Here is a 17558-nt window from a genome sequence, read left to right on the forward strand (position 1 = left end):
TTGGGATATTTCGTTAATGAGTTACTTCCACTATCGGACTTTTGCACTTTCGTATTCCTCGCTTTCAAATTTATCCACTTCGTCACAAAAAAATTGAAACGATTAGAGTCAACACACGATTAAAGATACAACATCCTGACAGGAATGACATTTTTTAACAACCAAACCAAGGCAATGAAAACAAACCAATTACCGCTACAAAGCGCGCCGATGCTGATTTTTTATCAGATTTTTTTTGGCGCTACTATTGCAGAATCAAAAATAGCCTCTATCTTTGCACTCGCAATTGAGAAACAACGGATGACTCAGTAGCTCAGCTGGTAGAGCACATCCCTTTTAAGGATGGGGTCCTGGGTTCGAGCCCCAGCTGAGTCACCAACAAAAAGCGAAATCGGTAACGGTTTCGCTTTTTTGTTTTTAACAACTTCGGCAACATCTCGGCGTATTGACTAACTTCGCATTTGCCACTAACTTACATGCTAAGGCACCTATCACTCCCTCGGTTTATGAAACGCCATCCTCACATCGCCCGCACACTCCTTTTCCTAATGCTCCTTGGGTGGATGCAAGGCATGCAGGGACAGGAAAACCTTGAGATTCGCAAGATACACTTCAAAGGGAATAAAACTTTTTCGGACAAAGAACTCAAACAACAACTGAATTTAAAAGGAGCCACCTGGGTGGAAAAAAAGCTCCTGAAACGACAAAGCGAGTTATTTGCCGAGAATGCCTATCAACAAGGCATCGACAACCTGACCCGTTTTTACCAAACGGAAGGGTTCCTCAAAACCACGTTTCAAGAGCCCGACATCCATATTAAAAGAGACAAAATCACCCTGACCATCCCCCTTACAGAAGGTGCCCCCATGGTCATCGGCAATGTTTTTTCGGGCAACATGGCCGAATTTCTCACCAAAAAGAAAGCCACCAAACGACTGCTGGCCACCCCGGGCAAGCGCTTCCGCGATGAATGGATGAAGGCCGACGGCGACCTGCTCACCCGGTCACTCACCGAAAAGGGGTATGCTTATGCCACCGTGCAGCACCACATTTTGGCCGATACCACCTTCATGCTGGTGGATGTGCAATGGATGACCGACAAAGGCCCCATGTGTGTATTTGGGAAAACCACCCTCACGCCCGTGGCGCGCACCCCCGAACGCATCACCCGCAAGCAACTGGCCTACCGCGAGGGGCAACCTTACAGTCCCCTGAAGCTCAGCAAAACCCAACAACAGATTTATGACCTGGGCACGTTTCGCGTGGCCTCGGTGAAGGCACAACTCACCCAACCGCCCACCGACACCGTGCACGTGGCCATCAAACTGACCGAAGCGCCGGGCATCACCACCCGGTTTGGGGTGGGTTATGGCAAAGAAGACCGTTTCAGAGCCTTTGTGGAACTTCAAAAACTCAATTTCCCCGGGGGCGTCAGGCGCACCACCTTTTATGCCAGTCACTCGGCCATTGAGCCATACCTGATAAAAACCACCATCACCCAACCGGCCGTGTGGGGTCCCAAGAGCAGCGTCTCGCTCACCCCCTACATCCGCAATCAAAAAGAACCCGGCTACAAGCTCATCACCTACGGAAGCACACTCTCGTGGATCCAACGCCTGAGCACCCACCTCACCGGTCAGGCCAATCTTTCGATTAACCAGGTGCTGCTCGACACGAGCACCGTGGCCCGCATCAGCCAAAACCTGACCAAGCAATATGCCCGCACCGGCATCGAAACCGGCCTTGTGTACGACAATGCCCTGCCGCGATTCGACCCCACGAGGGGATGGATTGTGACGGGCAACACGCAATACATCACCGTCTTTTCGGGCGACCGCACCCGTTTTTTCAAACACCAGTTAGAGGTGAAGAACTACCAGCAAGTAACCCCTTCACTGGTGGTGGCCACCCGCATCAAGGCAGGCACCATTGACCTGCTGAACCAGTCAGTGGCGGCACCCGTTGATGACCGTTTTTTTGCCGGGGGAAGCCGCTCGGTGCGCGGATGGGCCCGACAACAACTGGGGCCGGTGGATGCCGATGGCATTCCCTCGGGGGGGCACACCCTCACAGAGGGAAGCATGGAAGCAAGACAGAAACTCATGGGCCCGCTGAGCGTGGTGGGTTTTGTCGATTGGGGCAACGTATGGGAACCCTCGGGTCACCTCTCGCTTACCGACCTGCACTGGGCTGCGGGGGGCGGACTGCGCTTTGCCACCCCCATCGGCCCCATTGGCATTGATGCTGCAAAGCCGGTGTACGACAGTGCCAAGTCATGGCAAATACACTTCAACATTGGGCATCCGTTTTGAGGAAGGGAAAGAGTGGAGGAGTGGAGAAGTGGAAGAGTGAAAGAGTGGAGGAGTGGAGGAGTGGAGGAGTGCGAGAGTACAAGAGTACAAAAATGCGACTGAATAAGTAATTGAAGACGAAATCATCCAAAGTCCCCCTTTGGGGGATGAGGGGGCTAAACAATGAAACGCTGGAAAAAATATCTGCTCATCATCCTGTCGACCATCATTATGATGGTTGCGGGATTGCTATGGGTGGTGCAGACCCAATGGTTTCAGGACAGGCTCACGCGGCGCATCGAAGCCTTGGTGAATCAGCACATCAACGGTCGCCTGGAGATTGGGCGCATCGAAGGCAACCTGCTCACGCATGTCACCATCCGCCACCTCACCCTCACGCAGGGAGACGATTCCCTGCTGAGGCTGCCCGCCCTGGCCCTCCATTACTCCCTGACGGGACTGCTGAGCCATCGCATCGACATTGACTCGTGCATCCTGACAACGCCGGGGCTGTGGCTCACGCAAAGCCCCGACAGCACCTGGAACTATCAACACCTGATGCGCCCGACGGCCGACACCATCGATGAAGCCCCGGCAACACCATTTGCCTTCACCATCAACGTTGGGCAGTTTGCCATTCGCGAGGCCAACCTGACCCTCCGCGCCATCGACAGCATCATTCCCCGCCGGGTCAGTCACCTCAATCTAAACTTGCAGGGGAGCTATGCCACCGGAAAAGCCCGGCTGCACCTTCAAGAGATGCAACTGACCACCCATGCCCCCGACTTTCGTCTCGACCATCTATCCCTCGAAGCCGAACAAGACAGCAGCACCCTGGTGTTGAAGCGCCTCCACCTTGTCACCCCGGGCAACCGCATCGAGGCCAACGGGCGATTCACATCCGTGCAGGCTTTTGAAGCCCATGTGAACTGGCCCGACATGCACCCGGGCGAGCTGACCCCGTGGGTACCGCCCCTGCCCCTCAAAGTACGTCCGTCGCTAAAGCTGCACATCGAACAGAGCCAACAACACACCATGATGGACATCGTGGCATCATATCAAGCCCAATCGATTGGCATCAACGGAGAGGCGGAGGGCATCCTGGCATTCATCAACAATAACAATCCCGAACCGCTGCGCATCAACGCCACCATCGACGCCCAAAAGCTCGTTCCGTCGGAATGGCTGGAGATGTCGCCCCTGCCCCTGAGTGTGACGGCCACCCTCCGCGCGCGCGGCAACGGGCTCACCGCCACGGCTCCGGCCTTGCTCCTGGAACTGGATGCCGGCGGCACCCGGTGGCAACACCTGTGGCTGCGCAACGCCCGAGTGACCGCCCACTATCGCAACGGCGACACGGGGGGAGAATGGCACATCGACAGCCCGCTGGGACAAACCACCGGCAACGCCCGCATCGACCTGCACCACCCCGACCGCCAGGCCGTGGCCAACGTGGCCATCCAACACCTGCAACTGCATCGCATCATCCCCGCCATGGCCGACAGCACTGTGGTCAACGCCACCCTGCAGGTGACAGGCAGCCGGGTGATGCAAGATGCGCGCCGGCTCACGATGAGCGCCCGCATCTATCACTCACACGCCATGCGCATCCCCATCGACAGTCTGATGGTGACAGGATCGATACGAGGCACCGACATGGCCGTGGACACCCTCATCTTCGAAAACCCATCGGCACACCTGGCGGGCAAAGGCACCTTTAACGCTTCGCGACAACTGCAGGCCCGGGTCACCGGAACGATTGACGACACCCGGGCCTTTGATAGCTATTTTAGTCAGCCGGCAACCTGGCGCCGAATGACCTTTGCCCTATCGGCTAACGGCTCCCTCGACTCACTGGCCGCCACGCTGAGTACCCAACTGGATGACGTGCGCCTCGACACCACCTTGCAGGCACAAAGCATTGCCCTGACGGCCGAAGGCCGGATGCACGACACCACCCTCTCCGCCCGGGCGCAACTGAGGGTCACCAACAGCCGCGCGGGAAGTCTGCACGTCGATTCGCTCACCCTGGCAGCCCACCTGCAACATCAACGCATTGAAGGCGACCTCGCGGCCTGGTTTCCCGGGGCGATGTCCCTCAGAGCAGTTGCCCACGCCACGCCCGACAGCCTCACGACCACCACCGTAGAAACGCTGAGCCTGCAAACCCCCCAAACCCATCTGCATATGGCCAACGGCCCGGCCACCATCGACATAGGCCACGGCGCCATCACCACCAACACCATCCGCATAGTTGACGACCACGCCCCGGCTTTCGCCATGACCCTGCAAGGCCATTACGCCCGCGACAGCATGGGGGCAGACATTGACGTGTCGAACCTGGCCTTGCCGCTGCTACACCATTTGGGCATCGCCCCCGTGAACATGCAGGGAACCGCCCGCTTCACGGCCAACGTAAACGGCACACCCGCCATGCCCGAGATGACGGTGCACACACAACTGGATTCGCTAAAGGTCAACGGGCTCAGCGTGTCGCGCCTGACCACCAATGCCGGGTATCGCAACCACGAGGCAAACGTGCGCACGGCCATCTACACCCCCCTCAACGACTCGCTCACCCTCACCGCCACGCTGCCCATGACCGTGGCGCTGGACAGCAGCGGCATCGTCATGCCCCAAACCTTCACGGCCGGCATCCGCGCCGAGGGCTTGCGGCTGAGCCCCTTTTATCGGCCCATGCCCCCCAATGCCGCCGCCACCATCGACATGAACGCCCACGGCCTCCTCACCGATCCCGTGGTGAACGGAAACATCCGACTGCACAACGGCGAGTTTGCCATCCCACAATGGGGCATCCGCCTCAACGATGCCTTACTGGTGATGCAGGTGAACGACAAAACCATCACTCTCGACTCGCTCTACACCCGCAACGGACGCGGCTATTTGCTGGCACAGGGAACGCTGCACATCGACTCCACCTGGCTGTCGCCACAGCCCGCCGTGGCCGACTTACGGCTACGGGCCGACAACTTTCAGGCGCTCAGGCACCGCGATTTTGACCTGTTGATGGATGCCGATTTGTTTGTAAAAACCAACCATCAACAGTCCACCTTTGGGGGCGACATCACAATTCCCCAGTCGAGCTTTAATTTAGATGCCATATTGGGGCTGGCACAGGAACACCAGCGCGTTGACGAGCCCCTGCTGGTAACCGCCCTCAAAGACACGTCGCGACAGGTGGTGATGACCGACACACTCACGATGGAGACCGACAGCATAATGGTGAGTCCCCTGATGGAACGTCTCACCGGCAGCTTGCGCGTGAACATTCCGCGCAACACCTGGATACGCTCCGACGAGATGCAGATGGAGCTGTACGGCAACCTGGACGTGGTGAAGAACGGGCCCGACTTTGAACTGTTTGGCACCTTGGGCGTGCATCGGGGTTTTTACACGCTGTACGGCAAGCGCTTTGTGGTGGATGAGGGCGAGCTCACCTTTTCGGGCGGCAAGGAGATGAACCCCGGCATCGGGCTCACGGCACATTACATTTTTCGCGACAGCGAAAAAAAGAAGCGACAGCTCAACTTCAGCATCGAGGGGAGCGCGCAAGAACCCCAGCTGGCCTTTACCATCGACGGGAGTGCCATTCCCGAGTCGGATGCGGTGGCCTACCTGCTGTTTGGACGCCCCTTTGACGAGCTGGCCTATGGCAACCGCGAAACCACCACCACGGGCGACCTCTCGACCCGCGCCCTGGGCAGCCTGGTGGCCTCGCAACTGAGCAAGACGTTGGGCCACACCCTGCAGCTCGACATGATAGAGATTGACGCGGGCGACAACTGGCAAAACACCACCTTTATGGTGGGCAAATACATTACCAACAACCTGTTTGTAACCTACCGCAAGGACTTTGGCAGCACCGACCAGCAAACGGCCACGCCCGACATCATCACCCTGGAGTACGAAATAGGTCGTCGGCTGTCGCTGCGACTGGTGCAGGGCGACGAAAAATCGACCGGCGCCGATGTGATTCTCAAGTTTGAGTCGAAGAAATAAGCGGTGAAGATGAAAGAGATGAATAAGAATAGACGCGAAGGGGCTGAGTTACGCTGAGGTTTCTTCTCCTCACCGGCTCTCATCTTATCTCACTGTAACTCAGTGTCAGTTCTTCGTTGGTGACACAGAGTCAGAATAAACGCAAAGGCGCGAAGGCGCTGAGTTATTTTGTAACGCCTTGCGTTTAAATAACAAAGCAGATAACTCAAAGAGTTATATAGTAGTAACACAGAGTTAAATGACCTGCCGAAGTATTCTCCCCCACCCGCCACGTCGCATCTTTTTAGCAGGACATCGAACTAAAAACTGACAACGCCGCACTTTTTTGAGAGGACATCGGATTAAAAAACGTCACCATCGCATTTTTTAAACAGGACGTCGGATTAAAAACTGAGGACACCGCATTTTTCAGACAGGATATCGGATTAAAAAATGTCATCATCGCATCTTTTAAACAGGACATCGGATTAAAAACTGAGGACACCGCATTTTTTAGACAGGATATCGGATTTAAAAATGTCATCATCGCATCTTTTTGATAGGACATCCTACCCAAAACTGACAACGTCCTACCAAAAACCGACAACATCCCACCCAAAACTGACAACGTCGCATCTTTTTGATAGGACATCCTACCCAAAACTGACAACATCCTACCAAAAACTGACAACGTCCTACCCAAAACTGACAACGTGGCATCTTTTTGATAGGACATCCTACCCAGAACTGACAACGTCCTACCCAAAACTGACAACGTGGCATCTTTCAGATAGGACATCGGGCCAAAAACTGACAACGACCTCGCTTTTAGGGAGGATGCCCCACCAAAAACCGACAAGGGGGAAGGTGTCCCGGGCATCAAAAACAAAAAAACGGCGCCATTGCCTTGTTAACAGTCACCGTGCAGTCCAAAAACTTAACGATATTTGCATCACACGAAACAAAAGCCCATGAACACCACACAAATTCGACAGGCCCAACCCACACTGCACCAACACCTGGCCGGGAAACGCATTAAAGACGCCCTCGACTTTTTAGAGCCGCTGGTGCGAGCCACCCAACGGGGCGACCTCATCGATGCCCGTTACAACCTGGAGCTATCCTACAAAAGCATTCTGAAATATACCACCGAGGGCATCAACGACCCCGAACGACAAAAGATTTACAACCACCTGCTCATCAGCATCTATCAGCTCACCGATGCGGTGATGGAACGGCTGGGTTTCATTCACTTGCCCGACATGGCTTACGAGCTGATGCGCCAACGTGTCAACCAACCGCAACCCACCATCGACGAGCAAATGGAGGCACTGCTGCACGAATACGAAACGGCCAAGCTCAAATCGTCGGCCATGCCTGAGATTGTGCTCACGCAGGAATTTACCCGAACCGAAGAGAGCCTGTTTGTTTCGGCCTGGATTGAGGGCGACAGCCAATCCGACGCCCTGCGCCGCCTGTTCGACAACGAGGAGGTGCCCTGGCACTCACAGGCCCTGGTGGTGAGCGCCCTGTTTCTGTTGTTGATGCGCAAATGGGATTTGCCCCTGATGCTGCTGCTGCTCGACCTCACGCACCACCCCCGCCACCAGGTGCAGATGCGAGCCCTTACCGCCGTCATTCCGGTGCTGCAAAAGTACGACCGGCGCCTGTGGCTCTTCCCCGAAATCACCGACCGGCTGCATGCCATCAGTCACGATACTGTGCTCAGCAGCCACATTCAAACCCTGTTCATCCAGCTCATTCGCACCCGCGAAACCGAAAAAATATCGACCAAGCTGCGCGACGAAATCCTGCCCGAAGTCATCAAGGTGCACCCCATCCTCAAGGAGAAACTGGATCTCGACAACCTGGCTCCCGACTCGGGCGACGACAAGAATCCCGAGTGGGAAGAGGTGTTTGCCGGCTCGCCCGGTTTGCTCGAAAAGCTGGAGGAGATCACCAAATGGCAAATGGAAGGCGCCGACGTGTTTCTCACCACCTTTCAAATGCTCAAGCATTTCCCGTTTTTCAACCGCGTGTCGAACTGGTTCATCCCCTTTGTGCCCACCCATCCGGTGGTGACCGAAGCGCTCAACGACAGCGGCCCGGCGCTGCGCCACTCGGGCCTGCTCGATCACATTGCCCACGCGGGCGCCTTGTGCAACAGCGACAAATACTCGCTCATGCTGGGCATCCCCCTCATGCCCACCGCCCAGCGCGACATGATGGGGCAGTTCTTTGGCAACGAACTCAAGCAGATGGACGAAATTCACCAGGACGAGCTGCTCATCAACCCCGCCAAACGCGACCTGGCCGTTTCCAACCAGTACATTCAGGATTTGTACCGATTTTTCCGCATCTATCCCAACCGCCATCAGTTCGAAGATGTGTTTGCCGGCAAGATGGATTACTACAAAAACGACTTTTTCAAACACCTGTTTCACGACCTGGCCCCCCTGGAGCAAATGGGTGAGTTCCTCTTTAACAAGGGTTATTACCCTGAAGCCCTCGAAATATTCATCCTGCTGAGCGACGCCACCCCCGACCACGTGGGCTACACGCAAAAAATGGCTTATGCCCGCCTGCAGCTCAAACAGTATCCTCAAGCCCTGCAACATTTCCTCAAAGCCGATCTGCTGCAACCCGACAAAGCCTGGACGCTCAAAAAAATCGCCCTCTGCTACAAGCATCTGCAACAACCGGCCAAAGCCCTCGACTATTACCAAAGGGCAGCCCAGCTCACCCCCGACAGCCTCCCCACGCAAGCGGCCATTGGGCACTGCCTGCTCGAACTGGGCAATCACGAAGAGGCGCTTCGACACTATTTTAAAGTCGAGTACCTCGCCCCGGCCAACACCCGGGTGTGGCGTCCCATTGCCTGGTGCTCACTGGTGACGGGCAAACTCGATCAGGCCGAGAAATACTGCAAAAAACTCATCGACACCGAAAAAAATGCCCACGACTGGATCAACCTGGGGCACGTGCACTTGTGCAGGGGCGATAAAAAGGAAGCCCTGGCCTGCTACCGCCAAAGCATCCTCAACGGGCACACCATCGAGGCGTTTCTGAAGATTTTTGAGGAAGACATTAAGCAACTCGCCCTCAACGGCATTCCGACGGACGACCTCCCCATTTTACTGGATCAATTGCGGTACTCCATTTAAACGAGAATGATAACGGATGGACGCGGGGTGTCTTCCGCCCCCATAGGGGCGGGACTAGGCTCGCAGCAGAAATCGTTCTACCGATGTTGCGCACCTACGGCGCGATGGTGAATTCAGGTGTGCGAGCACACGGTCATCGCTGATTGAAAATCACCAAAAACAATCTTCCCCACCCCAAAACCTTTCATAACCGCCACAACATCGTTTTAAATCATGAGCAAACGAAAAATCACCTGCGAAATATACAGCTACGGGGTTTACGACAAATGGAACCGGCAGAGCAAGGCCATCCCCAAGCTGATGGACATCACCACGCGCATCCCCATTGTTCCGGAAACGGAATTCGGGTACGTGCTGAAAATTAAAGGTGCCAAAGGAAAAGTGCTGGAATTTATCATGGATCATCCGCCCATGACCGACGAAAATGGAAAAAGCATGCCCCCCTTTGAAGGAACCTGCTTTGTGGACTCAAACGACTTTGAATTCTTTTTGGGAGATACGGTATGGGAACCCTACGAACAAATGGCAGGCACGTGGCACCTGACAACCCTGCTGGACGGAAAAATCATTGCCGAAAAAAAACTGACGCTCGTCACCACGTCAAACGATGAAGGCAATGGCTCAATTAAAAACGAATGAAATCAGGAAAAAAGTAAATCCCAACAACAAAATCACCAAAAACACTTCAATAACGAAATACATGAAGATTTTACGCTTCAATTTCACTGTGATATCCTGAACATTTTCCCGTTCCATAGTCGCTTGTTTCTTAAAAAAATTGAGTCCCATTTGTATTTTTTGCAAAAGTACGAGTTGACAATATGCCCACAAATACACTTAACAGTTTTTAACCCCCGATTAACGATAATTACCCAATTTTCAACCATTTTTCCCCTTATGGGCAGGTCGATGCCACTGCCTGTCAAAACAAAATCGCCCGTTGTGACACAAAAATCACAACGGGCGATGACATTTTACCCCATGGGGTTAGACATTAAAGCGGAAGTGCATGATGTCGCCATCGCTCACCACATATTCTTTTCCTTCCACGCGCATGCGACCGGCCTCTTTACAAGCCTGTTCGGAGCCATACTTCACAAAGTCGTTGTAACTGATGACCTCGGCACGGATAAAGCCCTTTTCAAAGTCGGTGTGAATCACACCGGCAGCCTGTGGCGCCATGGCTCCCTTGGGATAAGTCCAGGCACGCACCTCTTTCACGCCGGCCGTGAAATAGGTCTCGAGGTTGAGCAACTTGTAGGCGGCGCGAATGAGCTGAGCCACGCCCGACTCCTTCAGTCCCAAATCTTCCAGAAACATCTGGCGCTCCTCGTAGGTTTCCAGCTCGGCAATCTCCGACTCGGTTTTGGCGGCAATCACCAGCACCTCGGCGTTCTCGTCCTTCACGGCCTCGCGTACCATATCGACATATTTATTGCCGGTTGCCACCGATTTCTCATCAACATTGCACACGTACATCATCGGCTTATTGGTGAGCAGAAACAGCTCGCGTGAAATCTTCTCCTCCGACTCGGCCACCTCAACCGTACGCGCCGACATGCCGCTTTCGAGCGCTGCCTTATAACGCAGCAACAAATCGTACAGTCTTTTCGCATCGGCATCTTTGCCTGTTTTGGCCTGTTTTTCGGTGCGGGCAATGCGAGCATCCACTGTCTCCAAATCCTTGATTTGAAGCTCCACGTCAATCACTTCCTTATCGCGAATGGGGTTCACCGAACCATCCACGTGTGTGATGTTGTCGTCGTCGAAGCAGCGCAACACATGAATGATGGCATCCGTTTCGCGAATGTTGGCCAGGAACTTATTGCCCAAGCCTTCGCCCTTGCTGGCTCCCTTCACCAGGCCGGCAATATCGACAATCTCGACAGTGGTGGGCTGCACGCGCTGAGGTTTCACCAAACGCTCCAGCTCGATGAGGCGGTCATCGGGAACGGTAATCACCCCCACGTTGGGTTCGATGGTACAAAAAGGAAAATTGGCCGATTGCGCCCGGGCGTTCGACAAACAATTAAACAACGTTGACTTGCCCACGTTTGGCAGTCCTACAATTCCACACTGTAAAGCCATGTTCGATAAATATTTCTACAATAAAAAAATCAAATACATCAAAAAAAGGGGGGATCCCCAAAACAAAAGAGAGGCTAACCGGCATCATCGCCTGTTAGCCCTCGGTACGGAAGCGGCATTGAACCGCCTTATTTCTTCACCACCTGAATGCCCAGCTCGGCCAACTGTGCCACGCTGATTTCCGATGGCGTGTCAATCATCATGTCACGTCCGGCATTGTTCTTGGGGAAGGCGATGACGTCGCGGATGGAGTCGCTGCCCGTGAAGAGCGACACCCAACGATCGAAACCAAAAGCCACCCCACCGTGCGGAGGCGCACCATATTTAAAGGCATTCATCAGGAAGCCAAACTGGTGCTCGGCCTCTTCGTGGGTGAATCCCAAAATTTCGAACATCTTTTGCTGCAACTCATCGTTGTGAATGCGGATGGATCCCCCGCCAATCTCCACCCCGTTGATGACCAAGTCGTAGGCATTGGCACGCACGGCACCGGGATTGGTCTTGATGAGTTCAAAATCCTCTTTTTTGGGCGATGTAAAGGGGTGGTGCATGGCGTAAAAACGCTGCGAGTCGTCGTCCCACTCCAACAGGGGAAAATCGACCACCCAAAGCGGGGCAAACACCTCTTTGTTGCGCAACCCCAGGCGCGAGCCCATCTCGAGGCGCAATTCGCACAACGCCGACAGGGTTTTCTTTTGAGGCCCGGCCAATATCAAAATCAAATCGCCCGGCTTGGCACCAAAACACTCGGCCATGGTTTTGAGCTGCAATTCGTCAAAAAACTTGTCGATGGACGACTTCAAGGTTCCGTCAGCATTGTAACGCACGTACACCAATCCGGTGGCACCAATTTGGGGACGCTTCACAAAATCGGTCAACTGATCCAATTCCTTACGGGTGTATTCGGCACAATTTTCGGCACAGATACCACCCACGTAGGCCGCATCGTCAAACACTTTAAAGCCCTTGCCTTTCACCACATCATTGAGTTCAACAAACTTCATCCCGAAACGCAAATCGGGTTTGTCGCTGCCATAATATTTCATGGCATCGGCATAAGGCAGACGCAAAAAGTCCTCCTTCAGCTCCACACCTTTAATGGTGCGAAACAGGTGCTTGGTCATGCCCTCAAAAGTGCGTAGGATGTCCTCCTGCTCCACAAACGACATCTCACAGTCGATTTGTGAAAACTCGGGCTGACGATCGGCACGCAAGTCCTCGTCGCGAAAACACTTCACGATTTGGAAATATTTATCAAACCCGGCCACCATCAGCAACTGCTTGTAGACCTGAGGCGACTGTGGGAGGGCGTAAAACTGGCCATCGTTCATGCGCGAAGGCACCACAAAATCGCGTGCCCCCTCGGGCGTGGATTTAATGAGCACGGGCGTTTCCACTTCAATAAACCCTTGCTCATCCATATATTTGCGCACCTCCATGGCCATTTTGTGACGCAACATCAGGTTGTCGCGCACAGTGCGGCGACGCAAGTCGAGGTAACGATATTTCATGCGTAACTCCTCCCCCCCATCGGTATCGTCTTCGATGGTAAAAGGAGGCAAATCGGACACATTGAGCACCACAAGCTTTTCAACCAACAATTCAATATCGCCTGTGGCGATTTTGCTGTTTTTGTTGCTCCGCTCGGCCACCACGCCAGTCACCTGCAGCACGTATTCACGTCCAAGTTCGCGCGCCTGTCCGCACAGGGGCTCATTGGTTTCCATGTTGAAAACCAACTGGGTGATCCCGTACCGGTCACGCAAATCGACAAAGGTCATGCCCCCCAAATTGCGGATGCGCTGTACCCAGCCGCTGAGTGTCACTTGCTTGTTTACATCTTCGATCCGGAGATCGCCACAGGTGTGTGTCCTATACATATCTTTTTGTGATTTTTTTATTAACGGAAAAAAGTGCGTCAAAATTATCACATTTCAATGAATAACAAACCATTCCCGCCCCGATAATATGGGAAGAATAAAAGCAGGAACGCCGGCGCCTGATATTCCCGGAATGCGTTAATTTTGTGTGGCCGAAATTAGTAAGAAAAGATGAATTGCGGCATGCCTGTGAATGATTAAACCAAGCGACCATGATAGGGAAAATTGATTTTTCAGACCAATATTTCATGCAAATGGCCTTTAAAGAGGCGCAATATGCCTATCAAAAGGATGAAATTCCCGTTGGAGCCGTCATTGTGGCCGGCAAACAAGTGATTGCCAAGGCGCACAATCTCACCGAAACGCTCAACGATGTGACAGCTCATGCCGAGATGCTGGCCATTACCGCCGCCACCCAAACCCTGGGCGGAAAATACCTGAACGACTGCACGCTTTACGTCACCCTGGAACCCTGCCCCATGTGTGCCGGCGCTTTGGCCTGGTCGCAAATTTCGCGCATTGTGTATGCGGCCACCGACGAGAAACGCGGATGTATGCGCCACAGCCCGTCGCTGCTGCATCCCCGCACCGAAGTGTGCCAGGGGCCACTACAAACAGAAGCGACACAATTGATCAAGGATTTTTTTGCGAGAAAACGGTAAAGCCCCTCCCGGCCTCCCCAAAGGGGAGGTCTAAGAAAACCACATTATTCATCTGATACAGACACAAACTCTGCCATCAATCTTCGCGACCGGCCATGGGTTTTAATCCCATCAGTAAAATGTCATCCACCTGCTCGTAGGTCGCGCCCATCATCCATTCCTCCATTTTTTGGTGCAAAATGGCCTTTTGATCCTCAAAGGGCAGCTTGTGAATGTTGAGCAACAAGTGTCGGAAACGACGATACTTAAATTTCTTGCCTTCAGGCCCGCCAAACTGATCGGCATAGCCATCGGAGAACATATATAAGATGTCGTTCTCGGCCAGTTCAATTTCTTTGGGGATGAAACAATCGCCCCGGCACTCGCTGCCGATGGCCGAACGAGCCCCGTCGTAGGTGGCAATTTCGTTATCGCTCACCACATATAACGAGTGGTTGGCTCCGGCAAAACGCACCACTTTTTGGTCGTAATCGATCACGCACAACCCCATGTCCATGCCATCATTCACCTCGCCATGACGGGGGTCGTATAAGTAGGTCTCCTTTTTAAATGTATCGCGCAACATGGTATTGACCGACATGAGTATTTCGCCCGGATCATCCAAGCCCTGCACCTCAATGACATTTTTGAGCAAATCGTAACCGATGATCGACATAAAGGCACCCGGAACACCATGACCGGTACAATCGACCGCCCCCACAAACAAGAGATTCCCGCGACGGAAAAAATAGTAAAAGTCGCCACTCACAATATCCTTGGGGCGGAAATACACAAACGATTCGGGCACCAATTGCTTGATAATATCATCCGATGGCAACATGGCTTCCTGAATGCGTTTGGCGTAATTGATACTATCGGTCAGGCTTCGATTAATTCTCGACAACACCTCCTTTTGCGCCTCTATCTTCTGGCTGTCAACGTTCTTCACCCGCATGTCGTGATAAGCCTTGCGATAATAACGCACGTTGAACTGAATGATGCTGTAAAGCAAAAACGCCAGCAACACAACGTAAAACGCGATGGCGTACCCGGTTTGCCACAAAGGGGGATTCACGATGATGTACAACTCGGTGGGCTGCTCGTTCCACACGGCATCACTGTTCGATCCCAAAATTTTGAGTTTGTAGTCGCCGGCCGGCAAATTCGAATAAGCCACATAATTCTGCTCAGTCACAGGCTGCCAGGTTTCATCGTATCCCTCCAAATAAACCTTATAATGGTTTTTATGGGGGATAGAAAAATCGAGGGTACTGTAATCGATGCGCAAAGTCGCGCCTTTTTGGTACTTGAGGTCGATGATACCCGCTTCGCCCGGCCATTGCCGTTTCACCACGCCTTGATGGATGAGCTTTACCGATGACACGGACACCACCGGCACAAACTGATTGACACGAATGGACTCAGGCGCAAAATAAGTCAACCCCTCGCTTCCCCCGAAATAGAGGCGCCCCGACTGATCCTTAAACACCGACCCGGCATTGAACGAAGGGCCGGAAAGCCCGTCGGTTACAAAAAAATTGGAGACATGGCCCTGGGGCGTGATCATGGAAATACCCTGATTGGTTCCCACCCACACCCGTTTTTTCCGATCCTCAACCACACTATTAATCACATCATTCAGCAACCCGTTGGCCACCGAATAAATAGAAGTCTCACCGGTCGCTTTCCGATAACAAGTCAGTCCGCTGCGTGTCCCAATCCATATCTCACCGCCCTCGCCTTCGGCCAGCGACAACACGTAGTCGTTGCTGAGAATCTTCTCGCCGACATCAGAATTGCGAAGTGCCCAAAACTGATCCTTAGACGTTTTATACACCGACACGCCCTTTCGGGTGCCAATCCACAGCCACCCTTCGCGGTCAATCATCAACGCGTTAATCTCATCGTCGATCAACGAAGCCGCCTGTCCCGGCTCGGTAAAAAAGCTCTCGAGCGTTGTTCCCGAGTAACGATAGAGCCCAAAACGGGTTCCAAACCAGATGTTCCCTATTTCATCTTCCACAATGGCTCGCACCTGATTGTCGCGCAACAACCGGGCATACTTCATATCACCGGCATAATCAAACTCCTCAATGTCGTCCAAATAAGGATCGTAACGGTAAATTCCCCCCGACACCCCAATCCACACATACCCCCTGCTATCGCGAAAAATAGCAAAAACCACGTCGCGGCCTGACTTAAAGCGTTCGGGATCTAAGGCATAATGGGTCACCTTTTCAGTGATTTTATCAATCACATACAAACCTTTACCATCGGTGCCTAACCACATTTTGTCCTTCTCATCCACCATAATAGAGGTGAAATTGTAGGACTCCAGGTGGGTAATAATCGGGTCGCGCGGCGTGAGGGAGCTGAACTTTCGCGGCTTACGATCGAACTTAAACACGCCGTTTTTTCGGGTGCCAACCCAAATGATGCCGTAGCGGTCTTCTAACAACGAGGTGACTTCGTCATTCACCTCATCGCCATTGTAATAAAGCCGGATGGCCGGGCGGTAACTTTTCAAATCGCTATCGAGCAATGCCACGCCCTTTCCGGTGGCCAGCCAGATTTGCTTATCGGAGGTTTGCAAAAACGCGTTTACCCGTTCAGAATGACGATCGGGTAAAAAGGCCGGCACCCGTTGCGAGACACCGGTATGGCAATGAAACAACATCGCCCCGGAAGAGGTTCCCACCATCATCCGATCATTATCGATCCACATCAAATCGTTCACCGTGCTCCCCCCATCCTGACGGTTGCCCACCACGTTGGCAAAACGCTTAAAAGTACGCCCGGCAATCTCAAAGCGATTGAGACCATCCTTGGTGCCCACCCAAATGGAGGCAGAATCTCTCCCCGCCAACAACGGATATCGCACAGCCCGCGAATTATTAAACACATTATTATAATGCCCGAAAGCAGCCACCTTTTGACTCACGGTTTCGACACGAAGAAGATGCGAGGGAGTTTTGACCCACAATTCAGTGCCGCCCAGACGCAGCAGTCCGCTGATTTCGGTCAAATCAGCCGCACTCACATCGGGCGTAAACAAGAGAGGACGCCAAAGCGAAAAGCAATGATCGCGACGATGCCAAAGATTCAGCCCGCCATTGCGCGTTCCCACCCACAAATCGCCATTGTCGGCTTCCTGAATGGCCGTAATGAAATTATCGGTAATGGACAACGAATCGATGGGATTGTGCCGAAACACCTCCATCTGGTAACCGTCATAACGGTTCAGGCCATCTTCCGTTCCAATCCATAAATAGCCCCGACTGTCCTGAAACAACGTGGTAATTTTATTGCTTGATAACCCCTGATCGATGGTCAGGGGCATATCGGCATGAGGCAATGATTGAGCCCCCATCCCCCCGCCACTCGACAACATCAAGAGCATCCAACTAATAATCAATCGAAAGTGTAGATTTTTTCTCATACTATTAACCAAAGAGGAACCCAAGTTACAAAATTTCGTGCGACGATATTCCTTCA

The 17558-nt window shown here is 53.2% G+C and carries 9 protein-coding genes and 1 tRNA gene; 7 read left to right on the forward strand and 3 right to left on the reverse strand.

All coding sequences use genetic code 11. The features are described from left to right. The first annotated feature begins 174 nt into the window (after positions 1-174). The 6 genes from LX69_RS17805 to LX69_RS11655 all read left to right on the forward strand — a co-directional run bounded on the left by LX69_RS17805 (position 175) and on the right by LX69_RS11655 (position 10093). The gene (locus tag LX69_RS17805) at positions 175-312 is read left to right on the forward strand and encodes a hypothetical protein (RefSeq protein WP_170124358.1); all 138 of its coding nucleotides are present in this window, start codon (positions 175-177) and stop codon (positions 310-312) included. Next, positions 303-378 (forward strand) — tRNA-Lys (locus LX69_RS11635). Before LX69_RS17805 ends, LX69_RS11635 begins: the two co-directional genes overlap by 10 nt. A 128-nt stretch (positions 379-506) precedes the next feature. Continuing rightward, positions 507-2312 (forward strand): BamA/OMP85 family outer membrane protein, encoded by a 1806-nt coding sequence (locus LX69_RS11640; RefSeq protein WP_170124359.1) that lies wholly within the window; start codon positions 507-509, stop codon positions 2310-2312. 162 nt (positions 2313-2474) lie between these two features. Then, complete coding sequence (locus LX69_RS11645; protein ID WP_111446225.1) at positions 2475-6311, forward strand: translocation/assembly module TamB; 3837 nt, start codon at positions 2475-2477, stop codon at positions 6309-6311. 950 nt (positions 6312-7261) lie between these two features. Then, on the forward strand, positions 7262-9454 hold the full coding sequence (locus LX69_RS11650; RefSeq protein WP_111446226.1) for a tetratricopeptide repeat protein: 2193 nt from the start codon (positions 7262-7264) through the stop codon (positions 9452-9454). Between the two features lie 213 nt (positions 9455-9667). After that, entirely contained in the window at positions 9668-10093 is a 426-nt protein-coding gene (locus LX69_RS11655; RefSeq protein ID WP_111446227.1) for a DUF3859 domain-containing protein, read from the forward strand. A 348-nt stretch (positions 10094-10441) separates the two neighbouring features. Here LX69_RS11655 and ychF read toward each other — a convergent pair whose 3' ends face one another. After that, on the reverse strand, positions 10442-11542 hold the full coding sequence (gene ychF / locus LX69_RS11660; protein WP_111446228.1) for a redox-regulated ATPase YchF: 1101 nt from the start codon (positions 11540-11542) through the stop codon (positions 10442-10444). A gap of 128 nt (positions 11543-11670) precedes the next feature. Continuing rightward, positions 11671-13422: an aspartate--tRNA ligase gene (gene aspS / locus LX69_RS11665; protein ID WP_111446229.1), complete on the reverse strand. Its 1752-nt coding sequence runs from the start codon at positions 13420-13422 to the stop codon at positions 11671-11673. Between the two features lie 212 nt (positions 13423-13634). Between aspS and LX69_RS11670 the strand changes: the two genes are divergently transcribed. Further along, complete coding sequence (locus LX69_RS11670; protein WP_111446230.1) at positions 13635-14084, forward strand: nucleoside deaminase; 450 nt, start codon at positions 13635-13637, stop codon at positions 14082-14084. A 76-nt stretch (positions 14085-14160) separates the two neighbouring features. Here the strand turns inward: LX69_RS11670 and LX69_RS11675 are convergent, their stop codons facing one another. Beyond that, positions 14161-17502: a ligand-binding sensor domain-containing protein gene (locus LX69_RS11675; RefSeq protein ID WP_170124360.1), complete on the reverse strand. Its 3342-nt coding sequence runs from the start codon at positions 17500-17502 to the stop codon at positions 14161-14163. Positions 17503-17558 lie beyond the last annotated feature (56 nt).

Source organism: Breznakibacter xylanolyticus, from assembly GCF_003254275.1.
Taxonomy (GTDB): Bacteria; Bacteroidota; Bacteroidia; order Bacteroidales; family Marinilabiliaceae; genus Breznakibacter; species Breznakibacter xylanolyticus.